Consider the following 24,008-nt stretch of genomic DNA (forward strand, 5'->3'; position numbering starts at 1 on the left):
CTGCCTGCTCAACCGAGAGTAACCGAGCGGCATTTGGCAGTGATGCAGCTCCTGCATAAGTGATGCAGCTCCGGCACACCGACTGGTTCCGCTTACCTCCGGAGCGGTTGCGTGGAGTGGCCGAACCGACCAGGAGGCCGCTCATGGAAGCGCATCACATCCGGATTCCCGTCCCCGGCACGCCAGCTGCCGCAGCGTCCGCGCGCCAGCAGCTCGCGGACGGGATACGGACTTTCGGCGCCTTCCTCGGCCCCGAACTCCTGGACGCGGCAGAGCTGGTGGCCGCAGAGCTCATCGCGAACGCGGTCCGGCACGCAAACGGCGGCCCGATCACGGCCGGCGCCTGCCTGAGCGACAAGGGACTGCGGATCGAGGTGAACGACGCCAACCCCGCCGTCCCACGGGTCGGCCTGTCGGATGTGGACGAGGAAGGCGGACGCGGGCTGTTCCTCGTCGCAGCACTGGCGGACCGCCACGGCTTCGATCCGCTGCCGCCCGGCAAACGCTGCTGGGCCGAGTTCAAGGTCAGCACCCCACTACCCACCGCATCACACCTGCCCCTGCAGAGGAGTTGACCGTTGACAGCCGTACGCATTCCCCCCGTCGCCGCAGAAGTGGTCGCCGTGCGACCCGGCAGCCCACTCGTCGGCTCCATCAGCGTCGACGGCTCCAAGAACGCGGCCCTGCCCCTGCTGGCCGCCGCCGCGGCCCTGCACCGCCCGGTGCGTCTGAGTAACGTCCCGTCGAACACGGACGTCGAGACGATGCTCACTCTGCTCCAACAGGCCGGCTGGCACACAGCCCGTCCGGTCAGCGATCCGCACACCACCGTGATCCTGCCGAGCGACAAGCCTCAGCCAGGCCCCGATCCCGAGGTCGCCGCCCGCATCCGGGCCTCGTACTACCTCGTACCGGCCCTGCTCGGCGCGTCCGGGCGAGCCCGGCTGCCCTGGCCGGGAGGCTGCCGGATCGGGGAACGCGGGATGGAGCAGCACTTCAACGTCTACGAGCGCTTCGGTGACCGCACAACGGTCGATGGACGCGGCTACCTCGTGGAAGCAGCCACTGGTGGGACCGGAACCGTGTCCGTGGTGCTGCCTTTCCGTTCTCGCGGGGCGAGCATCGCCGCCCTCCTGCGCGCGGTCGTAGCCGGCCGGCCCCTGCGCCTTGGCCACCCCAATCTCTCACCTGAAGTCATCAGCGTCGTAGAGGCGTTGCAGGTGGCGGGATGGGCGTGCCGGGTCAGTGAGTCGATCCTGACGCTGTCACCACCCCCTTCCGTCTCGACGGAGAGGGCTTCCCGGCGGCAGCACTATGCGGCCGGTGGTAGTTGGATGTTCCACACTGCGATCGCGGCTGACCGGGCGTCCTCACTGGTGAACTCGCGGGCGTAGAGGACTTCCTCGGCCGTGATGCGCTGGTAGCGCTCCACCTTCCCGTTGTGCCGAGGTGTGTATGGCTTGGTTCTCTGATGCCGGGTGCCTTGCCCGACGATGCGGGCGAAGTCGCTGGAGCGGTAGCAAGCACCATTGTCGGTAACGACCCAGTGGATGTGGTTGATGCCGTGGGCGGCGAACCAGACCTTCGCCCGGGGCGAGGAAAGCAGCAGCCGTCGCGCCCTTGCGCGGACCACTTGAGTTCGCGGCGCCAGGACTCGATCTGCTCGATGACCCATGCTGGAGTCGCGTTCGGACTCCGGTGCGGACTCGACGGCCGGTCTTGCAATCCCGCATCACCGTGTAGCCGCCAGCGATTTACCCAATGCTGGCGCATGCGCGAGAGATACCCATCTCAGCGGCGACGTGAGCGATGGGACGTGTCTGGCACCGCTTCACGAGCCGCCTACGGCCCTCGACGCTCAGGGGCGCATCGCGTAGGGCACTCGTCGTCCTCTCGAAGTCAGACGACGGCAGGCGCGACGTTTATCGTACGCGCCTGCCGCATTGCGGCCTTTCAGCCCCGCGGTGCGACGCGGATACGGTTCCCGTCAGGATCGGCTGCGAGGAAGGTCAGCCCGAACCCCGCATCATGAGGCTCCTGCAGGATCGTGACGCCCTTGGACTGCCACTGCTTGAAGATCGTGTTGACCTCGTCGGGCCCACTGTCAATGGCCAGGCACACCTCACTGGTACGCGGGACGTCCGCTGACAGATCCTCGAACTGGCCGGACCACACAGCCAGGTCAGCGCCTGGCCCGAGGTCGAAGGTGATGTATCCCGGAGTCTCGAACGACGGGCTCATGCCGAGGAGGTCGCCGTAGAAACGTGCTGCGGCGGGAGCGTCGTTCACGTAGACGATGGACACGACGGATGTGGTCATGGTTCTTCCTTCTCACAGGTCGTTGTACGCATCCGCCAGCCTGACCGGGATATGCGCCGCATCATGTCGCAATTCCTGAAAAACTTGGCGTGTGACCCCAGACCGCTTCTTCTCCCTGATGCTGCTCCTGGCATCGAGGAATGCCGTGACCACACAGGAACTCGCCTCGGCGCTCGGGGTGTCCCTTCGAACCGTCACCCGCGACCTGAACTGGCTCCGCGACGCCGGTCTGCCGGTGACCGCGCAACGGGGCCGCCTCGGAGGCGTGACCATGCTGCCCGGGTCCGGGCTCGACCTCACACGACTCACACCCGGCGAGCGTGATCATCTGTCGCTCACCGGGCTGGACGAGAAGCAACGTGCAGAGCTCGACGCATCGGTCGAAAGCCAGCGCGCGCTCTCCAAGATCGCCGCTGCACAGCCACGTCGAGTTGATGAGCTCCTGCCGCTCACCGACGTAGTGCACGTGGACAGCCGCCCCTGGCTCCAGGCCCGTGCTTCCGGCACGACTCCGGCTTCGCTGATCGGCCCGATGCGGCGCGGTCGCCGGCTGCGGATCGAGTACGACAGCCCACGCGAATCATGCCCACGCGACCTGGTCGTGGATCCCTACGGGCTGTTCGCCAAGGCCGGCATCTGGTATCTCGTCGCCGACCGTGCCCGAGTGCCACGGATGTACCGACTCGAACGGATCACCACGTGGAAAGAAGTCGACCAGCCACGGCGGATCCGCGAGAACCAGACCCTGGCCACCGTCGCTGCAGCGCTCATTGACCAGTGGGAACACAAGCACGCGATAGAGGTCAGCGCCACCATCGACCAGACCCAGATCGAGCGAGCGCAACGGATCCTCGGCCAACGACTCGTCCAGGACGACCACGAGGAATCCACCACCGGCCGCAAGGTAACAATCCGCTTCCTGCGTCTGGAGGACGTGCGAGCACTACTGCCGTTCGGGAGCGCCATCACTGTGCACGGCCCCACCGAAGCCAGGGCTCACCTCCGCGACCTCGCCACCGACCTCGCCCATCACTATGCGCCGTCACCAACGTCATGACCCGCAACATCTAGGAACGCCTACGATGAGGCGCCGCCCGGCTACCAGCGCCCGGCCAGCGAGCGGATGTTCTCCATCAAGGCGTGCAACAGGAACGGAGGCTCCGTCGCGACCGTCCGGGTTGTCTCCAGGTATGTCGCCGCATTCTTCCCGCCAAGGCCCTCACCGGACCGGACGAGGTCCTGCCTGCGCTCGTCCCAGGCTGGCCAGTGCTGGGCGAGATAGGTCTCCAGGGTGTCCTCGAAGACGGTGTAACGGCCGGTCGAGTCGTCGGTAGGCCGGGGAGTCGGTGTCGCGCCCAGGTACTGGAGAAGGTTCGCGTTCTTGGTCCGGTTGTTGCGTGCCTGGCGCTCGAACTCCTGCTCCTTCTCCTGGCGCTGCTGAGGGATGAGGTGGCGCACCGATTCCCGCTTACGCTCCTCCATGTCGGCGTCACCGTCGAATACGACGTAGCAGGGCACGCCCAAGGCGCTGAAGAGCGCGTCGGAAATCATGAGGTTGTCCTTGCCGTGGACCTCGATGATGCTGATGCCCTCCGCGCCCAGGTTGATCCCCGACCGGTCCGCGCAACCGGTGATCACTCCCTCGTCCCCGCTTCCCTCGACCAGCACAACGGCATGGGCGAAGAAGCCCTCTGCCAGGGCACCTCCCAGCGTCCCCTCGGTCCTGCTCCTGATCACCTTCTTGTCGACCAGCCCGTCGAGGGTCCTGCACAGATCCCCCTCCGTGGCCTGCCACACCTCAGTGACGGGGTGGTCCTCGCCAGCAGCGCGGCCAAGGCGTCGAACTTGGTGGTAACCCTTCGGATCGATGAAGACGGGGTTATGAGTGGCGTACATGACCTGCGTACGGCCCTGCGGAGAGGTGCTGACCAGCTCGCGGAGCACCTTCGCGAACGTCCGCGCCTGAGGTGGGTGCTGGAACAGCTCCGGCTCCTCGATGGCCAGGCACAGCGTCCGCATGCCGTCGGCCGGGCGCCTGCGGTCGGCTAGGTACGTCAGCGCAGCGATGATCAGGGCACGCTGAAAGCCATGCCCCTGCCGGTGCACCGAGGTATGAGCAGCACCGTCCCGGATGCTCACCTGGAAGGTGGTTCGGGCGGGCCTCGGCGCCTGCACCGTGGGGGTCACGACAACCTCACGCCCGGTGGTGAACTTGGCAACCTCCGCGGAGAGCGCGGCCGACACCTCATCCAACACCGGGCCATACACCTTGGCGTGTACCTCCTGCCGGGCCAGATGGGCGTTCTCCGCGATCTCGCCGAGCTGCTCATTCGCCTGCGAGCGGTCCACAGCATGGTCAAGGATGCGCCCGAGCGCCGTCGCCTTCTGGTCGTCGGCCTCCTCATAAGCCCGTAGGTCGGCGGAGACGAACACGAAGTCGATCAGCTGAGCGAGCCTGCTCTGCCCGGCGAATCCGAAGAAATGCGTGTCCTCGACCTCAGCCTCGGTGAGGCGGTCACGGTTGGCCAACTCCCAGGTGCGCATCGCCTCCAGGACCTTGTCCTTGGTCCCGCCGGCCGGCAACCCCAGGCTCGGGTCGCCCTCCCTCAACTGGTCATAGGCGCGACGCAGTTCCATGGCCTTCTCGTTCTTGCGCACCTCTTCGAACGGCCCATACGCGAGCGCCTTACCCGTGATCTTGTCCTCACCGTTCTGCCAGGTTCGCCAGATGCTCACGCTCACAGCGCCGTCGGGCGCGTACCGCCCGAGGGTCTCGCGATCGTGATCGGTGAGCCCGTCGAACTCCACCTCCACCGAGATACGGCCGCCCTCGGCCGCCGAGTGAACGTCATCGTCGCTGAGTGCGACGCCCTTTTCGCCGTTGAAGAACCAGTCGAGCGCACGCAGCACGGTGGACTTGCCGACCCCCGTCGGCCCGATGAAGGAAGTGATGTCTTCGAAGAACACGTCCACCTTGTGCAGACAGCAGAAGTTCTCGATGCGAACACGCTTGATCTTCACGGTCGTCCTGAGCATGTGGTGCGGGCGGGGCATTTGAGCCCCTCGGTGACAATCGGGACGCTAGCAGCTCGCCTGATGGCCCATCAGTGGATTTCCGGGATGGGTGATTTTCTAGCGCCGCGGACCGCCCCCGCGCTGAATCACCCACACCAAATCTCAGCGTGGCCGCTCACCCGCAGCAGGTCGAACCCGTACGCCACTTTCTCCGGACGCACCGAGGCTCGCCTCCGCCGGGTCAGCTCAGATGCTCCGGCTCCCGAGCCCAGCCCAGCCCAGCCCAGCCCACGAGTGAGCGCCCCAGGGCACATCCAGGGCACATGAGCCTGGGAAACGGCGTTGACCGGTGAGAACTACCGAGAGGAGTTTTCGCAGGTCAACGCACATTCCCTTACGAAGCCCCAGGTCAGCGCCCTCCCACCCCCAATCGCTGCACGAGTGGCAGGACTTCTCGCATCGGCTTCATGAGGCAGGGCATCAGCCGTACTGCCTCGTGTGGCCGTGAGCCGGGACGGGTGCGCTGAGGCTCGTGAGCCGGGACGCGTGCGCTGAGGCTCGTGAGCCGGGACGCGTGCGCTGAGGCTTTGCGGATTCTGTTCGTCACCGTTGAAGCCGTCGGGGACCTTGCTGCCCGTACCGCGGGGCACGGGCAGCTTCGGGGCGCTCGGGCCGCGACCGCTTACCAGGCGGTGGCGTACGGCGGCCACACCGTCGTGACGGCTCCGCGAGCAGCGCGGCCCCGCGGCGACGGCGGCTGCCCCGCTCTCCGGACGCGCTCCGCGCTTCTCAGTGCGACCTTCCTACAGGTTGCTGCCACTGCTCGAGAGGGAGAACCGGAGCCCGTCCGCTTCGAGGTCGGTGGCGGCTGTATCGGTCCGACGGGACTGCGCCGGGAGGTCGTCCGCGGTCGTCACGGCGGCGGCCATGACCGTCGTACCGGTGAAGTCCGCCGGCGCATCGCACAGTCCGAACCAGTGTCCCAGGGCCTGAACCGTGCGTTCCGCCGCGAGCCCGTCACCATAGGGATTCACCGCCTGCGCCATCTTCGCGTGCGCTCCGGGGTCTCGGATCAACCGCGTCACCTCCGCCACGATGCGCGCAGCGTCCGTGCCGACGAGCGCCACGGTGCCGGCGGCCACCCCCTCGGGCCGCTCGGTGGCCTCGCGCATCACCAGTACCGGCTTGCCGAGACTCGGTCCCTCCTCCTGGACACCCCCGCTGTCCGTGAGGATCAGGTAGGCACGGTTCATGAGATGAGCGAAGCCCTCGTAGTCCAGCGGCTCGACAACCCTCACGTTTTCCAGTCCCGCGACCTTGGGCAGGATGGCGGCCCGTACCGCCGGGTTGCGGTGGATGGGGAAGACCACCAGCAGGTCGGGATGAAGCGCGGCCAGTGAGGCGAGGGCGCCACCGATGGACTCCATGCCCTCGCCCCAGGACTCACGGCGGTGTGCTGTGACCAGGAGGACTCGCCGGGAGTCCGTCTCCAGGAGCCCCACGGTGGGGTCGGACACCTGGCCGGCGGTGCGGTCCAGGGTCCTCAGCAGGGCGTCGATGACCGTGTTGCCGGTGACGACGACCGACTTCTCTTCGACTCCTTCGCGCAGGAGATTCTGCCGTGCGCTCGAAGTCGGTGCCAGATGCAGGTCCGCCAGCCGGGTGGTGAGCCGGCGGTTCATCTCCTCCGGGTAGGGCGAGTACTTGCTTCGCGTCCGCAGCCCCGCCTCGAGATGGATGACGGGGATCTTCTGGTAGAAGGCGGCCAGCGCACCGGCGAGCGTGGTGGTGGTGTCGCCCTGGACGAGCACCGCGTCCGGCTGCTCCTTCTCGAGAACCGGCTGGAGCCGGTGCAGCGTGCGGTTGGTGATGTCCGTCAGAGTCTGTCCGGCGGTGAGGATGTCCAGGTCGTAGTCGGGCGCGATGCCGAACAGCCGGTTCACCTGGTCGAGCATCGACCGGTGCTGCCCGGTGACCGCGACCAGCGGCTCGAAGGCGGTCGATTCGCGTAGTGCCTCGATAGCGGGGGCCATTTTGATCGCTTCGGGACGGGTTCCGTAAACGGCCATGATTCGCTTCAAGGTTCGCCTCTGACTGTGGGGTGGGCGTACTGATGTGTATGCAGCTAGCTATCCCGCTGGACAGCGGCCGGGGCGGAGGCGAGCGCGCCGGTCGGCTGGCCGGATGAGAGAAATCGCTCTTTCAGGTCGTCCCTGTTCGGCCATACCGCTGTTTCCTCTCCCTTTCGACAGGGGAAGGCGGGGAAGGTTCACCATGACGGCCCGTCAAGCGTCCGGGGAGAGTCCGGCGTCGACTGCCGGAAAGGAGGAACCGGGGCCGTGCGGTGGTCCGTTCGAGTTGCATTGTCGGCCCGTGGCGCACTTTGGGACCGCGTGGGCGTCAATTGGACTTAGCGTGGCGGACACGTCCACTGTCCAGGCGGAGGCTATGGGGCCAGACAATGTTCCCGCACCGATGGACCGGTCTCACCGCTTGAGCGACACAGTTCCGGTTTCCGTCTGCGGGTTGCCGGTGCACGCGCTCACCCTGGCGGAAAGTATCGCCGCGGCCGATGAGTTGATCGCCGATGGGCGACCTCACCAACACGTCTCGGTAAACGCGGCGAAAATCGTCAGGGCCCAACGGGATTCCGAGCTGGCGCGCATTATTCGTTCCTGCGAGCTGGTCAATGCCGACGGGCAGGCTGTGGTGTGGGCAGGCCGGATGCTCGGACGTCCTCTTCCCGAACGAGTCACCGGCATCGACTTCATGCTGGCGCTGTGGGAACGAGCGGCGCACGAGCGCTATCGGGTCTTCCTGCTGGGTGCCGAGCCTGCCGTGGTGCGCCGGGTGGCGGCCATCGCGACGAGCCGGGGCGTGGACGTCGTCGGATACCGCGACGGCTACTGGTCGGACGAACAGGAGCCCAAGGTGGTGGCCGCCGTCCGCGCGGCCCGGCCCGACCTCCTCTTCCTCGCGGTGCCGACGCCGCGCAAGGAGTACTTCCTCGCCCGGCACCTGGCCGATCTGAACTGCGGACTGGCAGTGGGCGTCGGCGGGTCCTTCGACGTGGTGGCCGGGATCAGGGCTCGTGCACCCCGATGGATGCGCAGAGTCGGCCTGGAGTGGTTCTTCCGGCTCATGCAGGAGCCACGGCGTCTGTTTGTCCGCTACCTCATCGGCAATACCGCGTTCGTCCTGCTGGTCCTGCGCGACGCCGTGATGCAGCGGAAAGCGCACCGGTAGCGCCGTGGCTGTCCGCCCTCCCCGCTCTTCAGCGGCGAACCGCCGTACTCCCTGTGCTCCTTTACGAAGTTCAGAAAGGAACTCGTGTGTTCAGCACTGTCTCCGTTGTAGGGCTCGGTTACATCGGGCTGCCGACCGCTGCCGCACTCGCCACCAAGGGAGTGGACGTCGTCGGTGTGGACGTCAACCAGGCCACGGTCGACCTGATCAACGCCGGACAGGCGCCCTTCGTGGAACCGGACCTCGCCGTCGCGGTGAGCGGCGCGGTGGCGATGGGACGCCTGCGCGCCTCCTCGCAGACCGAGCCCGCCGACGCCTTCATCATCGCCGTCCCCACTCCCGTGGGCGAGGACCGGGAACCGGATCTGTCGTACGTCCGGGACGCGGCGGCATCGGTGGCCGAGGTGCTGCAACCGGGCGCTCTCGTGGTGCTGGAGTCGACGTCGCCGCCGGGAACGACGCTGCGGCTCTCCGAGTGGCTGGCCGAGCGACGACCGGACCTCACCTTCCCGCACAGCGCCGGCAGTGCCGCGGACGTGCACGTCGCACACTGCCCGGAGCGCGTCCTGCCGGGCAGGATCATGATCGAGATCGTCACCAACGACCGTTTGATCGGCGGGGTGAGCGAATGCTGCGGCGCTCGGGCGAAGGGCCTGTACGAGCTGTTCACCCAGGGGAAGTGCCATGTCACGGACGCCACCACCGCCGAGATGGCCAAGCTGACCGAGAACGCGTTCCGCGACGTCAACATCGCCTTCGCCAATGAGCTGTCGATGATCTGCGACCACCTCGGCATCGACACGGCTGACGTGATCTCACTGGCCAACCGGCACCCACGGGTGAACATCCTGCAGCCGGGCCCGGGGGTGGGCGGCCACTGCATCGCCGTCGATCCGTGGTTCATCGTCAGTGCGGCCGGCGAGCAGGCCCGGCTGATCAGAACCGCCCGGCAGGTCAACGATGCCAAGCCGACCCACGTGATCGCGGAGGTGTCGAGGACCGCGGCGCGCTTCAAGGACCCCGTCATCGCCTGCCTTGGACTGGCGTTCAAGGCCAACGTGGACGACCTGCGGGAGAGTCCCGCTCTGCACATCGCCGCCGAACTCGCCCGGCAGGAGGTGGGCCGTCTGCTGGTGGTCGAGCCGCACATCACCGAACTGCCCTCCGTGCTCGCGGACACGGGTCAGGCGAAGCTCGTGGATCTCGAGGCGGCCCTCAACGAGTCGGACCTGATCGTGCTGCTCGTCGACCACGACGCCTTCCACGGTGTCAAGCGCACCATGGTGCGGGGCAAGGTCGTCTTCGACACCCGCGGTCTGTGGCACTGACGTTCCTCGTGCCTGACAGCACATCCGGGGGGCCGGGTACCACAGGGGAACCCGGCCCCGCCCGGGTCACCGGCGGCCGGTGACGATGACGTACCAGCCGAAAGGACGCAGCCAACGCGGCAGAAGGTAGCCGCGCAGCGACGGATGTTCGACGGTCACCCGAACATCACAGAACCTTGAGAAGAATTGCTTGGCCGACCCGCGGTTGTACAGGCGCACCAGTGGCCGGTCCTTCAGCTGGGCCGCGCCGTACTCGAGCTCCGGCAGATGATCGCGCCAGCTCTGCGAACGCCAGCGCTTGCCGACGAGGTAGGTGATGGCTTTCTCCGCAGCGAACATGCTGTGTTTGTGGTACAGCGCCACCATGAACGTAGCCCCTGGACGCATGACCCGCCACATTTCTGATACGGCCTGCTCCGGGTGATCAGTGTGATGCAGGACGCCGAAGGAATAGACCCCGTTGAAGATCGCATCGGGATACGGCAGGCTCTCTCCGTCCGCGACCTGCGCCATGCCCGTCGGCCTTCGAGGTCCAGCCTTGTTTGCGTCAGCCGAACGCAGCGAGGAGAAGGTCGACGGCGGCCGTCTCTTCGGCGATACCGGCGATCAGGGAGTGGTCTGTTCCAGCACCACAACCGATCTCGAGCACGCGGCCCGGCGGCACCCGTGACCGCAGCAGGCTGGGCAGCCACGGCTGTAGTTCATATCGACTACACGTCATCCGTTCGTAGAATTCTGGCGAGCCTTCGGGAGCGGATACACAACAGGTTCCCGCCGGATTCGCCGATCACTGATCCCGTGCCGCGACACGTGCTTCGCCATCCAGAATTCGATCTCATCGGCAACGGGCGACCGGCGAGTCGAGTTGCCACGGTGATTCGGAAATTCATCCCTTTCCGTACTGGAATCCTGGATGCATCATGCTACGAATGAACGGAGCCGGTCGGCGGCAACGGAGCACCGCTCGGCATGCCGAGCGGCGCGGTGCCGGACCCGGTAGACCCGCGAGGCTCATCGGGGGCCGACTGCCACGCCAACAGGGTGCGCTGGTCACCCGTTCAGAGGAATGAAATAGCCCTCATGGGCGCAAATTTGCTATGTCGAGTCATTCAACGGGTATTACCCGGGATCTGCCTCATATCTTCTCCTGTGTTCGAGCACCGCACGGTCGCCACAGGAGGTTCCGCTGACTACACATCAAGTCCGGCAAAGCGAGACGGATGGGCATCGGCGCTGGGCTGTAGTGGCTGAGTCGAGAACACAGATCGTCGAAGCCGGGGCCGCTGCCGCGGCGACGCTGGGGCGGGAACCCGAACTCGTGATCGCTGCGTCCGACGCTCTTCGGGACATCCTCGGATACCGTGCCGAGATCCAGCGACGAGGCGTATCGGCAGTCGCGCTGTTCAGCAGCGACGCGTCCCGCCGTGCCTACACGACCGTCTACGAACTACTACTTGCCCTGGCTCCGGTTCAGGAACGGCGGATCATCGATGCCCGTCAACCCGGGAAGCCGCTGACTGTCGGCAATGTCTGGTCGTTGGGAGCGCGGTGTGCGCTGGACGCCGCCACCGCCACGGGGTTCGTCGTGGGGGAGCTGGCTCGCGGCACCAGCCCCGGGCTCCCCGGACCGGTCAGCCCCTCCACGTCGCGGTGGATTCTTGCGCTATGGCGGGACGCTGCCGAGTCGAGCGTCGGCGGGGCGGTCAATCACGTGTCCGGCATCCTCGCCGGATTTCGCCGTCTGGGCTGGCAGGTAGCCCTGGTGACCAACGGTGAGCCGCCCCAGCAGCTGAGATCCGCGGTCGACGTGCTCGAGGTCACCGCGCCGCTGCCGCGCGGCGCCCGGTTCACCAAGGAGACGGCCTGGGTCGCGTCCAACAACGCGATGCACGAAGTTGCGCTCTCACTCGCTCGTCGGATGCCCCCGGCGTTCGTGTATCAGCGCAACGCCTTCCTGTGCCGGGTCGGTGCCGACCTGAGCCGACAGTTGGCTGTCCCGATGGTGCTGGAGTGGAACAACTCCGTCGTATGGGCGAACCGGAACTGGTACCAGCAGGGACCCCAGAGCCGGCTGTTCCAGATGATCGGAAACCGGATCGAGCGGTATTCGGCGCGCAGCGCCACACTCGTGGCGGCGGTGTCGCGCAAGGCGGCAGAAATGGCCACGGAGCAGGGCGCCGATCCCGCGGCGGTCGCCGTGGTCACCAACGCTGTGGACGCCGAGTCAGTCCCGGCGCCTCCCCCGATTCCAGCCCGCCAGAAGGCGTTGCTCGGGTGGGTCGGCGGCTTCGGGCGGTATCACGGCGTTGAGGTCGCCATCGAGAGCCTGCGCGACCTGCCCGACGATGTGGAACTTCTCCTCATCGGTGACGGGCCGGAACGTGGGGCCTGCGAGAAACTGGCGAGGCGGCTGAGCGTCCACGACCGCATCACCTGGACGGGCGCGCTCCCCCGCTCGGAAGCGCTCCGGATGCTCTCCTGCTGCGACATCCTCGTATCTCCGCACTGCTGGACGGCGAAGGGCTCCTTCTTCGGCTCGCCAGTCAAGCTGTTCGAGTACATGGCGCTGGGACGTCCGATCGTAGCCAGTCGCCTGGAACAGATCAGCGAGATCCTCCAGGACGGTGTCACCGCAGTGCTCACCGAGCCGGGTGATCCTGCCGACCTTGCGCGAGGCGTCACTCGCGTTCTGGCACGTTCGGACCGCGGAATGGCGCTCGGCGCAAACGCGCGGCAGGAAGCACTGGAGCTTCACACCTGGGAACGGCGAGCGGAGCAGATCCTTGCTCGGCTGCCGATGCAAGCAGCACACCTGGCGGGGTCGGGAACTGACCATGTGTGAGATCACCCGGATGTACGGCGCCTGCGCGTCGGCCCGGCAATACGGCGCCCCTGTGCCGAACGAGCTGACCGATCGCATGCTGAGCAGGTGCACCGTTGGCGCCGTCTGACGACACGGGACGGCACCAGCTCCGGCTGGAGCGGCTGAGGCGGCGCGTCGCTATCGCCTCGGGGCTCAGTCCGGGACTGCTCGCCGCCGAAGTGGGCTGGCATCTTCTCCGCACCGGGTGCCAGGCTCTCGCCGACGCCAGAGAGCGGGCTGCCCTGGTGCGTCGTGCGTCGGCCGAGCCCTGGCGGCACTATCTGCTCGGCCCCGGCAGAGGCGCCCGGCCAAGGCCGGCGACGATGGAGTTGGAACTCTGTCTGCGCGAGGCGGAAGCCGCGCTCGACGGGAGGTTCCCGGTGCTGGGCTACGGGACCCTGGCGGTGGGCACCGAAGGCAGAAGCTGGCATCACGACCCTGTCCATGGGTTCACCTGGCCCCTTCGCCACCACCGGGGCATTGGCTCTGCCCCGGGGCAGGGGGACATCAAGGTCCCCTGGGAAGTGAGCCGCCTGCAGTGGCTGGTCGCACTCGCCCGTGCTCACGCGTACACCTCCGATTCCCGGTACCACAAGGGGGCGACAGAGCTGCTGCGCTCCTGGGCCGAGGCCAATCCCCCAGGCTGGGGCCCGAACTGGGCCAATGCGATGGAGGCTGGAATCCGTGCCGCCAATCTCGTCTGGGCTGCGGAGATCCTCGATGATCCGGCCTTCACCGCGTTGACCGGCGGGATGTTGCGTGATCACGGCCGGTACATCATGGCTCATCTCGAATACACTCCGCGGCTGGCGATGAACCACTATCTCGCCGACATTGTCGGGCTGGTCCATGCGGGCGGGGCTCTGCGCCACAGCAGGGTCGGCCGGTTCTGGCTCCGGTTCGGCGGCTGGCAGTTGCAGCGCGAAATTCTCAAGCAGTTCCACCAGGACGGTTCCAACTTCGAAGCGTCACTGGGCTATCACCGTCTCTCGACGGAACTGGCGCTGATGGGCCTGCTCGCACTCCGGCGACTCGGCGTCCCCGTACGGCACGAAGTGATGACGCGTTTCGAGTCGGCGGTTGGGGCGCTGGCCGACCTGACCGGACCCCATGGCCTGCTCCCTGCAGTGGGAGACGAGGACAGCGGTCTCGTAGTCGGTCTGCAGTCCGGGCGGGAAGCACGGGACACTTCGCCGGTCATCGCGGCCGCCTCGGCAGTGCACAACGCTCGGGTGACCACAGAATTGACCGGGCCCGAACTGGCACAGTGGTGCGGTGCGGGCCCGAGCCGGCCGCGTGCTGCGCCGCGGTCCGCGGCGTTCCCCGCCAGCGGTTGGTACGTGCTGAGCGCCGGGCCCTACTGGTGTCTGGCGGAGTGCGGTGGTGTCGGACAGCGTGGCAACGGCGGCCACGGACACAACGATACGTTGTCATTCGTCCTGTGCGTCGACGGCAGGGAGGTCGTCACGGACCCTGGCACAGGCGTGTACACCCCGGATCCCCGTCTTCGGAACGAGCTCCGCGCCACGCGCTCACACTCCACGGTCGAGGTGGACGGAGCCGAGCAGAACCGCTTCGACCCAGAGGCCCTGCGCGCACTGCAGAACGAGGACCGTGCTCGGGTGGTTGCCTGCCGCGAGGACGGCTTCGGGAGGCACTTCCTCGATGCTGTCCACGAGGGGTACTGCCGGCTGGACGATCCGGTGCTGCACCGGCGTCGGTTCGATCTGTCCCAGTACGGTCTGACCGTCCGCGACGAGATCAGCTGCCATGCGGCGCACACTCTCGTGCTCAGCCTTCCGCTGGGGCCGGGGGTGGTGGCCGAACTGGGTGGGGACGGTGTCTTGCTGTCCGTCCAGGGCACAGCTGTCCGTCTGAGCCAGACCGACGGCCCTCCGCTGTCCTTTCGTGTGGAGGAGATGCCGCGGTCGGCCGCTTACGGCCAGGTCACCCGCAGTCGAGTTCTGCGCGCCACGTTGTCCGTCGAAGGTTCGACCGCTTGGGCATTGCGGTTCCGGCGGCTGGAGGCGCCGAACGAAAGGGTCTGACGGCTGTGATGTGGAGCCATCCACACGGAGTATCACCGTCACTCTTTAGGAGAGCATGCACCTAAAAGGTGCGTATCGGTGTAACTGGCGCAGTTTTGGCCCATACGCTCGCATCGCTGGAGCGCACACATCGCCCTGGAGGTTCCGCTGACTGCGCATCATGTTCGACAAGCTGACTCGAGCGGACGTCGGCGGTGGGCGGTGTTGGCCGAGTCGCGCTACCACGTCGTCGGGGTCAGCGCTGCGGCCGCCACCATCTTCGGCCAGGAACCCGCACTGGTCATGGCCGCGTCCGACGCTGTCCGGAACTTCCCCGGCTATTGCGCCGATCTCCGGCGCCATGGCATCTCGGGCGTCGCGCTGTTCTGCAACGACGCGGCCCGCCGACCCTATGCGACCCCTTACGAACTGCTTGTCGCGTTGTCGCCCGTGAGTGAGCGGAGAATCATCGACGCGAGCCGCCCCGGTGAGAAGTTGTCCGTCGGCGGTGCAGCGCCGCTGATGTTCCGCTGCGCGTTGGACGCCGTCACCGCCCCCAGCCATGTCCTGCGGGGCCTGACCGCCCACAGGGCCGACCGCCGAAAGGGCACCCGCCCGGCCGAACAGCACGAGGCGCCGTGGGTGCTCGCGCTGTGGCGGGATGCGGGCGAGACCCGGGTCGGCGGGGCGGTCAGCCATGTGTCGGGCATCCTCGCCGGGTTCCGGCAACTCGGTTGGCAGGTTGCCCTGGTCACCAACGGCGAACCGCCCGAGCAGTTGCGATCCGCGGTGGATGTGGTGGAGGTCGCCGCGCCGTTGCCACGCAGTGCTCGGTTCACCAGAGGGTCCGCCTGGGTGGCCGCCAACAGTTCGATGCGTCGTGCCGCCCTCGCCCTTGCCCGCCGTACACCGCCCGCCTTCGTCTACGAGCGCCACGCCTACTTCTGCCGCGTTGGCGCCGATGTGAGCCGGGAGCTCGGCGTCCCGCTGGTGCTGGAGTGGAACAACTCGGCCGTCTGGGCAAATCGGAACTTGTGTCGGCAAGGCCCGCTGAACCGGCTGCTCCAGAGGGCAGGGGCCCAGGTCGAACGGTACTCGGTCGGCAGTGCAACCGTTGTGGCGGCGGTGTCCCAGGCCTCGGCGCAGATGGCCAGGCACGCGGGAGCCGACCCGGCAACCGTGGCGGTGGTCGCCAACGCGGTCGACGCCGATTCCATTCCGGCACCTTCGTCGATGCCGATCCGCGAGGGCGCGCTGGTGGGGTGGAGCGGGAGCTTCGACCCGTGGCACGGCGTCGAGGTGGCGATCGAGAGCCTTCGGAATCTCCCAGCGGATGTTGAGCTTGTTCTGATCGGCGACGGACAACAGCGCCCTGAGTACGAGGAACTGGGCCGTCGGCTCGGCGTCCACGACCGCATTACCTGGACCGGCCGCTTGCCCCGCACGGAAGCACTTCACGTGCTGTCCCGATGCGATGTCCTGGTGTCTCCACACCAATGGGCGGGAAACGGCCCGTTCTTCGGCTCACCCATCAAACTCTTCGAATACATGGCGCTGGGCAGGCCGATCGTTGCCAGCCGACTGGGCCAGATCGGCGAGATCCTCCAGGACGGCGTGACCGCGGTACTTGCAGAGCCGGGCGATCCGGCGGACATCGCGCGGGGAATCGCCCGGGTGCTGGCCATGCCGGACCGCGGGGCGGCTTGGGGCGCCAACGCGCGCTGTGAGGCTCTCGAAGAACACACGTGGGACCGGCGGGCAGAACAGATCCTCGCCCGGTTACCGCTGCCCGTCCCCCGTCCGGCAATGGAAAGAGGCTGACCGTGTGTGGGATTACAGGGGTTTACGAGTACGGGCGAGCGGTGGGCAGTGTCACGCCTGACACGGTCGTACGGATGCGTGACACGCTGGGACACCGCGGCCCGGACGGCGCGGGGGTTCACGTGACACAGAACGGCCGATTGGGCCTGGGGCACCGGCGACTTGCGATCGTCGACCTTGCGCACGGCGCACAGCCCATGTTCGGCGAGCGCGGTGAGTGCCTGGTCTTCAACGGGGAGATCTACAACTATGCGGTTCTGCGCCGACGTCTCGAAAGCCGAGGAGCACGCTTCCGCACCAACTGCGACACCGAAGTAATCCTTCACGCATACCGGCACTACGGCGACGAGTGCGTTGAACATCTGACAGGGATGTTCGCCTTCGCCCTCTGGGATCCAGCCCGGGGGCGCCTGCTGTTCGCCCGGGACCCGCTGGGTGAGAAGCCCTTCTACTGGACCGTCAAGGACGGCACCTTCCTGTTCGCCTCCGAGACGAAGGCGATCCTGGCGCACCCTCGGATCACGGCAGAGGTCAACACCAGCCTGCTGGACAGCTACCTCGCCAATCTCGTCACGCCCTCGCCAGGGACCCTCTACCGGGACATCAACAAACTGGCCCCTGGAACGGCCGGGTCGTGTGACGCAACCGGGGTTCGCACCTGGCGGTTCCGGGACGTCACCGCGGACCGCACCTTTCTCGACGTGTCCCTCCCGGAGGCGGCGTCGCAGGTGCGGCACTTGCTGCAACAGTCGGTGCAGGCACGGCTGATGAGTGATGTACCCATCGGTGTCCTGCTGAGCGGAGGCTTCGACTCCACAGCGCTGGTCGCCTTGCTCCGAGAGAGGGCCACTCGCACGTCCACCTTCTCGGTCGGCTTCACCGACGCGCCCGCGCTTGACGAGAGACACGAAGCACGCTGGGTGGCACGACACTTCGGCACTGATCACCACGAAGTGACAGTGTCGCCACGTGATGCCATCAAGGCGCTGGCGGCGATGGTGCACCACCAGGACGAGCCGCTGGCGGATCCAGTCTGCATGCCGCTGGGGTTCGTGTGCGAGCTGAGTCGCCAGCGCGGTGTCCCCGTGGTGTTGGCGGGTGAGGGGGCCGACGAGCTCTTCTGGGGCTATCCCGCCTATGCCCGTGTGATGCGTCTACAGCGTGCGCTCCGAGCCGTACGGGCACTGCCCGCGGCCGCCCGCCGGGTCGTACCGCATCTGGTGCCCGCATCACGTCGTGGCTGGACCTTCGACACCCTCATTGCAGCCGCGCACGGCAGACAGCTCCCGATGCACTACCCGCTTGGTCTGTCCAGGTCGCTGCGCTCGGCGGTGCTTGTGCCTCGTCAGTACGACCCGCCGTGGACACCGGCCGAGCCGGCGATCGACGAGACACACATGGAGACTCTCGCGTTCGACACCCAGCACTACGAGTTTGCCCTGCGTCTGCCGGAGCTGCTGCTCATGCGGATCGACCGCTTCTCGATGGCCCACTCCGTGGAGGCGCGGGTACCGTTCCTCGACCCCGATCTCGTGGCGTTCGCCTACCGGCTGCCCGTCCACCACAAGCTGGATGAGGGGCGGACCAAGGTGGTCCTGCGCCGCGCCCTCGCCGACATCATGCCCGAGCGGGTGGCAAATCGCGCCAAACAGGGCTTCGGTGCTCCGACTGCTCACTGGCTGCGAGGGACCATGGGGCAGGTGCTCATCGATCTTCTGACCGGCTCGTCGATGAGGCGTTACTTCTGTATCGAAACCCTCGCCGGCATGGTCGCCGACCACCGGGCCGGCCGTGCACGCAACGAGTGGGTCTTGTGGCCCATCCTCAACTTCGCTGTGTGGCACCGGATTTGGATCGAAGGAGATTCACCGGATGAGTTGACGGAAAAGATGCTCGGCAGGTGCACCGTTGACGCAGGTTGACGATGCTCGCTACCGACCTCCAGTCCCACGCCTGGCGAAGGTGCGGCAACGGATCGCGACCGCTTCGGCGCTTCCGCCGCGCGTACTCGTCGCCGCTGTGGGCTCGCGCCTCTATCGCGCTGGATGTCGCACTCTCGCCGACCGACGGGAACGGACGGCGCAACCCCGTCCCGCGCCTGCGGAGAGTTGGCGGCCGTTCGTACTGGGTCCGGGCACGACCGCCCTACCGAGGCCGACTCCCGCGGAGCTTCAGAGCTGTCTGCGCGAGGCGGACGCGGCGCTCGAGAGCACGTTCACGGTACTCGGATACGGAACCGTGACGTTGGGCACGAACGGTCGGGATTGGCATCGCGACCCGGTCCACGGCTTCACGTGGCCGGCCCACGGTCATCGGTTCCTCGGTCCGGTTGTGGGTCGGGCGGACATCAAGGTTCCGTGGGAGGTAAGCCGCCTCCAATGGCTGGTGGCCCTCGCGCGCGCGTACAGGTACACGGGGGACTGCCGGTACCGCGACGGCGCGATGAGGTTGCTGCGCTCGTGGACAGCGGCCAATCCGGCCGGCCGGGGGCCGAACTGGACCAATGCGATGGAAGCCGGCATTCGCGCTACCAACCTGGTCTGGTCGGCCGAGGTACTCCGTGATTCCGAATTCACGGCTCTAGTCGGCGGAATACTGCGTGATCACGGGCGTTACATCCTGGAAAACCTCGAATACAGCGAACGACTGACCAGCAACCACTACCTTGCGGATCTCGTCGGCCTGGTCCACACGGGCGGAGCCCTGCGCCACAGCACCGCCGGGCGGCTGTGGCTTCGTGCGGGCAGTCGGCAGTTGCAGCGGGAAGTCCTCAAGCAGTTCCACGACGACGGCTCCAACTTCGAGGCTTCCACCGGATATCACCGTCTCTCGACGGAACTGGCTTTCATGGGTCTTCTCGCGCTGCAGCGCCTCGGCATCCCCGTTCGTCCCGAGGTCCGGGAACGTCTGATGTCGGCTGTCGGGGTGCTGTCCGCACTCACCAAACCCGACGGGTTGCTTCCCGCCCTGGGCGACGACGACAGCGGTCTCGTGGTGGGCCTGCAGTCCGGCCGGGACCCCCGTGACCCGTCCCCGATCCTCGCCGCCGCAACTGTTCTGGGTGATACGGCCACTTCCCAGGAGTCGGGGGGACCCGAACTGGCACAGTGGTGCGGGGCGCGGGACGGTAGCGGCGGTGCCTGTACACCGGCCACGTTCTTTCCGGCGGCCGGCTGGTACGTGCTCACCGCCGGGCCGTATTGGTGTCTCACGGAGTGCGGGGGCGTGGGACAGCGCGGCAACGGTGGCCACGGGCACAACGACACGCTGTCGTTCGTGCTGTGCGTGGACGGTCGGGAGATCGTCACGGATCCCGGAACCGGCGCATACACCCCCGACCCGGATCTGCGGAATCTCCTGCGCTCGACGCGTTCGCACTCCACGGTCGAAGTGGACGGCGAGGAACAGAACCGCTTCGACCCCGACCTGCTGTTCACCATGCGGGACGACGATCGGGCCCGGGTGGTGGATCGTCACGAAGACGGCAGCGGTCGGCAGGTCCTGGAGGCGGTCCACGACGGATACCGCAGGCTCGGTGACCCGGTTGTGCACCGGCGCCGCTTCACCCTCGACCGGCAAGGGCTGACGGTCGCGGACGACATCGATTGCCGTGCCCGGCACACACTCGTGGTCAACATTCCTCTGGCACCGGGCGTGCGTGCGGAGCCGCATGGCGGCCACATCCTGCTGATCGCCGACGACAAGCTGGTCAGTATGAGTCAGACCACCGGACCCGAGCTCTCCTTCCGCGTCGAAGAGATGCCTTGGTCGCCCGCCTACGGTCAGGTCGTCACCGCACACGTCCTCCGCGCCACCCTCCAGATCGACGGCCCGGTCACCTGGGCACTGCGGTTCCGTCTGGCGGACGGAGTACAGGGATGAAAATCGTCATGGCTGTGGTCTCCGATCTCCGCAGCGATGCGCGTGTGCGACGGGAAGCAGCTTCCCTGGCCGCGGACGGGCACCAGGTACGGGTCGTGGGTTTCGATTCTGGTGTCGCGCGGCGGGACCGCCTGGTCGAGGAAGGCGTCCTCTACGACGTCCTGCCGTTTCCACGGAGGAACCTTCCCAGGCTGCTGCGGCTGGCTCTTGCGGGCGTCGGGCTCCTGCGCGCCTCACTGCTCATCATCCGCGGAAAGCCGGACGTCGTGCACTGCCACAACCTCCATCTCAGCCTGCCTGCCCTCCTGTGCGCGCGCCGCCACCGAGCCGCACTGGTCTACGACGCACACGAGCTGGAGGCCTGCATGCACCGATGGCCGGTGCGACAGGTGATCGAGCGGTGGGAGCGGACGGTCTGGCGACGCTCGCGGGCCAGGATCACCACCAATCCCTCGCGGGCGGCCTACTTGGAGCAACTGCACGGAAGCCGGCCCGTGGTCGTCGGCAACTACCCCCGTACACCGGACGCTGGGGTCGAGCCAAAGGACCTCCGCTGTCGGCTGGGCATTCCGCGCGACCGGCTCGTGCTGATCTTCCAGGGAGGCTTCTACCTCGACTCCCGCTGCTTCGACACCGTCGCGGCCGCGCTGCGGGATCTTCCGGAGTGGCACTGGGTGATCATCGGGTTCGGCCGCGACGACAGCGTGCGGAAGCTGCACGAGATCGTCGCGGAGTGCGGCATCGAGTACCGCACCAGCATCCTCCCCGCGGTACCGGTGGACGAGCTCCTCTCCTACACCGCGGCAGCGGACGTCGGGGTTGTCGCCCTCACCAACGCCCATCTCAACTGTTACCTGGGTGACACCAACAAACTCTTCGAATACCTGATGGCCGGTCTGCCCGTGGTGGGCAGTGACTTTCCCGAGGTCCGCAGGGCCGTGCTCGGCAATGGGGTCGGCCCGGTGGGCGCGCTCTTCGATCCGTCGAGTTCCGCGTCGGTGGCTCGCGCGCTGCGCGAGGTCGCCCATGACCTGGAAATCTTCCGGCGCAATGCCGAGAAGGTACGCGGCACCTACTCCTGGGAGACCGAGAGCAGGACGCTGACGCGTCTGTACCGTGCGTTCGCCACTGCGGGGGACGTGCGGCCCGATACCGAACAGGGGCGGCCGGCTGAGCCGTCCAGTCTTCCGAAAGGCGCTTGACGTGAAGGCAGTACTGCTGTCGGCCCGCGACGGTTCGATCAGCGTGGCGGAGATCCCGCCCCCGGTGGTGCAGTGGGGCGCCGTGCTGATCCGCAACACCTACTCGCTGATCAGCGCCGGCACCGAGCGGGCGACCCTCGAGACGGGCGCCAGCAGCCTCGTGGGAAAGGCGCGCCAGCGTCCCGACCAGGTCCGGCAGGTTCTCAACATGGCGCGGCAACTGGGCGTCGTCGAGACCTGTCGGATGGTCCAGGACCGGCTCGACCGGCCCATGACACTCGGGTACTCCTGTGCCGGTGAGGTGATCGCGGTCGGGGAAGGAGTCGATGACATCGCCCCCGGCATGCGTGTGGCCGCGGGCGGAGCCGGTTACGCCTCCCACGCGGAGATCGTGGCCGTGCCCCGTAACCTCGTCGTGCCCGTACCGGAAGGCGTGGAGGACCGCTGGGCCGCGTTCGCCACCGTGGGTGCCATCGCACTCCAGGGAATCCATCAGGCCGAGGCGGTTCCGGGATCCCGTGTCGTGGTGATCGGCCTCGGGCTGGTGGGACAGCTCACCCTGCGGCTCCTGCGGGCCTACGGGTACGACACGGTCGGCGTCGACCAGGATCCCGCAGCCATCGACGCGGCCCGGACCGGCGGATTCGTCGCCCACCCCCGTCAGACGGAGGACCTGGCGGGGACCGTCGCGCGTCATTGGGGCGGGGCACGGGCCGACGCGGTGCTGGTGACCGCGGCGACCTCGAGCACCGACCCGGTCGAGCTGGCCGGGACTCTGGCGCGTGACCGGGCCACCGTCGTCATCGTGGGAGACGTCAAGGTATCCCCGCCCCGGTCGTCGTACTACCACAAGGAACTGTCGGTCCGTTACTCCCGCTCGTACGGACCGGGACGGTACGACCCCCGCTTCGAGGAGGCAGGCGACGAGTATCCCGAGGGTTACGTGCCGTGGACCGAACGCCGCAACCTGGCCGAAGTCCTCAGGCTCGTACCGAGGCTGGACCTGGAGAGCCTCGACCCCCGGGTCTTCGCCGTCGAGGACGCCGCCGAGGCGTACCGCGTCCTGAACACGGAACGGCCACGACGGCGCGCCGCACTGCTGTTGCGCTATCCCGGTACCGCCGAGGTGACCGAGCCCCCGCGGTACAAGGGCAGGCCCGCCACATGGTCACCACCCGCCGGGGAAGCCAGGATCGCCGCCATCGGGGCCGGGAACTTCGCCACCAAGATGCTGTTCCCTCATCTGCGCCGGGACGGGAATGTCAGGTTCTCATGGGTGGCGAGCGCGCGAGGGCTCACGGCCGTCCAGCAGAGCAGGCGGTGGGGGTTCAGCAGCGTCGCAGAGAGCGCCGAGCACGGACTCGCGTCGGGCGAGGCCGACTGCGTCATGGTGCTGTCCCGTCATGACAGCCATGGACGCTACGCGGCAGAAGTTCTGCGTCGCGGCATCGCGTTGTACTGCGAGAAGCCCGTGGGTCTCTCGGAGCAGGAGCTGGAGGAGGTGGCGGCCGCCTGGTCCGGGTCCGGCGTCCCGGCGCTCGCCGGCTTCAACCGGCGGTTCGCGCCGGCCGTCCGGGACTTGCGTGCCGCCCTGCCCGAAGGGGCGCCGCTCCAAGTCGCCTATCGGGTCTTCGCCGGCCGGCTGCCCGAGGACCACTGGTACTTCGATCAGCGGCAGGGCGGCCGGCTGCTGGGCGAGGTCTGCCATTTCATCGACACGGCGAACTTCCTCGTCCAGGACAGGCCGGTGAGCGTGACCACCACGGGCGTGGACAGCAGGGACCCGGTGTCGGCCCAGAGCGTGACTGTGCAGGTCGTCTACGCGGACTCCTCGACCGCTTCCATCGTGTACGGCGGCACCACGCCGCCCGGGGCCCCCAAGGAGTTCATCGAGGTGGCCGGCGACGGTGTCGCCGCCAGGATCGAGGACTTCGCCTCCTTGACGCTGTGGAAGCGCGGGAAGAAGTCGGAGTCGGTCTATCAGGGAGCCTCGAAGGGACATGCCGAGGAGATGCGGGCCCTGACGCGGCTGCTGCGGGGCCAGAAGGTCGCTGAGGCGGACTTCCGGCTGGCGTTGTGGAGCTCGCTCGTCGCATGCCGGGCGGCCACCGCCCTCGCGGGAGGCGGCCAGGCCGAGGTCGCGCCCACCACCCCGGCGCTCGCGGAGGCCCTCGGGTGCACACCCCGCGCCGGTGGAGCCGGGAGGCCCGAGGGTGGGGTTCCGGAGCAAACCGGCATCACACGTCCGGATGCCGTGGGTACGACGGGAGGCTCCGGCGCATGAGTCCCCGAGGAACGGCCGTTC

Annotated in this window: 15 protein-coding genes and 2 pseudogenes; 12 read left to right on the forward strand and 5 right to left on the reverse strand. The window is 67.5% G+C overall.

Going from position 1 to position 24,008, the window contains the following annotated elements; translation table 11 throughout:
• The first annotated feature begins 143 nt into the window (after positions 1-143).
• Together ABZ656_RS01010 and ABZ656_RS01015 are read left to right on the forward strand one after the other, a co-directional pair.
• A complete protein-coding gene (locus tag ABZ656_RS01010; RefSeq protein WP_360263172.1) occupies positions 144-575 on the forward strand; it encodes an ATP-binding protein in 432 nt (143 codons plus the stop codon).
• Between the two features lie 39 nt (positions 576-614).
• Positions 615-1,280, forward strand: a pseudogene (locus tag ABZ656_RS01015) (UDP-N-acetylglucosamine 1-carboxyvinyltransferase); the annotation flags it as partial.
• Here ABZ656_RS01015 and ABZ656_RS01020 read toward each other — a convergent pair.
• Both ABZ656_RS01020 and ABZ656_RS01025 read right to left on the reverse strand, forming a co-directional pair.
• Positions 1,243-1,913, reverse strand: a pseudogene (locus tag ABZ656_RS01020) (leucine zipper domain-containing protein). The pseudogenes ABZ656_RS01015 and ABZ656_RS01020 overlap by 38 nt on opposite strands.
• Before the next feature lie 40 nt (positions 1,914-1,953).
• Complete coding sequence (locus tag ABZ656_RS01025) at positions 1,954-2,319, reverse strand: VOC family protein (protein ID WP_360263175.1); 366 nt, start codon at positions 2,317-2,319, stop codon at positions 1,954-1,956.
• Between the two features lie 91 nt (positions 2,320-2,410).
• Between ABZ656_RS01025 and ABZ656_RS01030 the strand changes: the two genes are divergently transcribed.
• Positions 2,411-3,376, forward strand: a complete 966-nt coding sequence (locus tag ABZ656_RS01030; protein WP_360263178.1) for a WYL domain-containing protein — start codon at positions 2,411-2,413, stop codon at positions 3,374-3,376.
• Positions 3,377-3,417: 41 nt separating this feature from the next.
• Here the strand turns inward: ABZ656_RS01030 and ABZ656_RS01035 are convergent, their stop codons facing one another.
• Together ABZ656_RS01035 and wecB are read right to left on the reverse strand one after the other, a co-directional pair.
• Complete coding sequence (locus ABZ656_RS01035) at positions 3,418-5,373, reverse strand: AAA family ATPase (protein WP_360263181.1); 1,956 nt, start codon at positions 5,371-5,373, stop codon at positions 3,418-3,420.
• Positions 5,374-6,137: 764 nt separating this feature from the next.
• A complete protein-coding gene (wecB, locus tag ABZ656_RS01040) occupies positions 6,138-7,403 on the reverse strand; it encodes a UDP-N-acetylglucosamine 2-epimerase (non-hydrolyzing) (protein WP_360263184.1) in 1,266 nt (421 codons plus the stop codon).
• Positions 7,404-7,866: 463 nt separating this feature from the next.
• Here wecB and ABZ656_RS01045 point away from each other — a divergent pair, with 463 nt between their 5' ends.
• Together ABZ656_RS01045 and wecC are read left to right on the forward strand one after the other, a co-directional pair.
• Positions 7,867-8,580, forward strand: coding sequence for a WecB/TagA/CpsF family glycosyltransferase (locus ABZ656_RS01045; RefSeq protein WP_360263299.1), 714 nt, complete (start codon positions 7,867-7,869; stop codon positions 8,578-8,580).
• Between the two features lie 86 nt (positions 8,581-8,666).
• Positions 8,667-9,908: a UDP-N-acetyl-D-mannosamine dehydrogenase gene (gene wecC / locus ABZ656_RS01050; protein ID WP_360263187.1), complete on the forward strand. Its 1,242-nt coding sequence runs from the start codon at positions 8,667-8,669 to the stop codon at positions 9,906-9,908.
• Between the two features lie 66 nt (positions 9,909-9,974).
• On the opposite strand, the gene ABZ656_RS01055 is transcribed toward wecC, so the two are convergent.
• On the reverse strand, positions 9,975-10,469 hold the full coding sequence (locus tag ABZ656_RS01055; protein ID WP_360263302.1) for a class I SAM-dependent methyltransferase: 495 nt from the start codon (positions 10,467-10,469) through the stop codon (positions 9,975-9,977).
• Positions 10,470-11,493: 1,024 nt separating this feature from the next.
• Here ABZ656_RS01055 and ABZ656_RS01060 point away from each other — a divergent pair.
• From ABZ656_RS01060 to ABZ656_RS01090, 7 genes are all read left to right on the forward strand, one after another.
• Positions 11,494-12,750: a glycosyltransferase gene (locus ABZ656_RS01060; RefSeq protein WP_360263305.1), complete on the forward strand. Its 1,257-nt coding sequence runs from the start codon at positions 11,494-11,496 to the stop codon at positions 12,748-12,750.
• 95 nt (positions 12,751-12,845) lie between these two features.
• Positions 12,846-14,819: an alginate lyase family protein gene (locus tag ABZ656_RS01065; protein WP_360263190.1), complete on the forward strand. Its 1,974-nt coding sequence runs from the start codon at positions 12,846-12,848 to the stop codon at positions 14,817-14,819.
• A gap of 204 nt (positions 14,820-15,023) precedes the next feature.
• On the forward strand, positions 15,024-16,619 hold the full coding sequence (locus tag ABZ656_RS01070; protein WP_360263193.1) for a glycosyltransferase family 4 protein: 1,596 nt from the start codon (positions 15,024-15,026) through the stop codon (positions 16,617-16,619).
• Positions 16,620-16,621: 2 nt separating this feature from the next.
• Complete coding sequence (asnB, locus tag ABZ656_RS01075; protein ID WP_360263197.1) at positions 16,622-18,541, forward strand: asparagine synthase (glutamine-hydrolyzing); 1,920 nt, start codon at positions 16,622-16,624, stop codon at positions 18,539-18,541.
• Positions 18,542-18,638: 97 nt separating this feature from the next.
• Positions 18,639-20,501, forward strand: a complete 1,863-nt coding sequence (locus ABZ656_RS01080) for an alginate lyase family protein (RefSeq protein ID WP_360263308.1) — start codon at positions 18,639-18,641, stop codon at positions 20,499-20,501.
• Entirely contained in the window at positions 20,498-21,703 is a 1,206-nt protein-coding gene (locus tag ABZ656_RS01085; RefSeq protein ID WP_360263200.1) for a glycosyltransferase, read from the forward strand. Before ABZ656_RS01080 ends, ABZ656_RS01085 begins: the two co-directional genes overlap by 4 nt.
• 1 nt (position 21,704) lies before the next feature.
• The gene (locus ABZ656_RS01090) at positions 21,705-23,987 is read left to right on the forward strand and encodes a bi-domain-containing oxidoreductase (protein ID WP_360263203.1); all 2,283 of its coding nucleotides are present in this window, start codon (positions 21,705-21,707) and stop codon (positions 23,985-23,987) included.
• The last annotated feature ends 21 nt before the right edge of the window (positions 23,988-24,008 follow it).

Origin of the sequence: Streptomyces sp. NPDC007095 (genome assembly GCF_040634475.1) — a bacterium.
Taxonomy (GTDB): domain Bacteria; phylum Actinomycetota; class Actinomycetes; order Streptomycetales; family Streptomycetaceae; genus Streptomyces.

Coding starts and splice junctions, on each gene's coding strand:
- ABZ656_RS01010 (WP_360263172.1), top strand. CDS start 144: ATGGAAGCGCATCACATCCGGATTCCCGTCCCCGGCACGCCAGCTGCC.
- wecB (WP_360263184.1), bottom strand. CDS start 7,403: ATGGCCGTTTACGGAACCCGTCCCGAAGCGATCAAAATGGCCCCCGCT.
- ABZ656_RS01085 (WP_360263200.1), top strand. CDS start 20,498: ATGAAAATCGTCATGGCTGTGGTCTCCGATCTCCGCAGCGATGCGCGT.
- ABZ656_RS01025 (WP_360263175.1), bottom strand. CDS start 2,319: ATGACCACATCCGTCGTGTCCATCGTCTACGTGAACGACGCTCCCGCC.
- ABZ656_RS01035 (WP_360263181.1), bottom strand. CDS start 5,373: ATGCCCCGCCCGCACCACATGCTCAGGACGACCGTGAAGATCAAGCGT.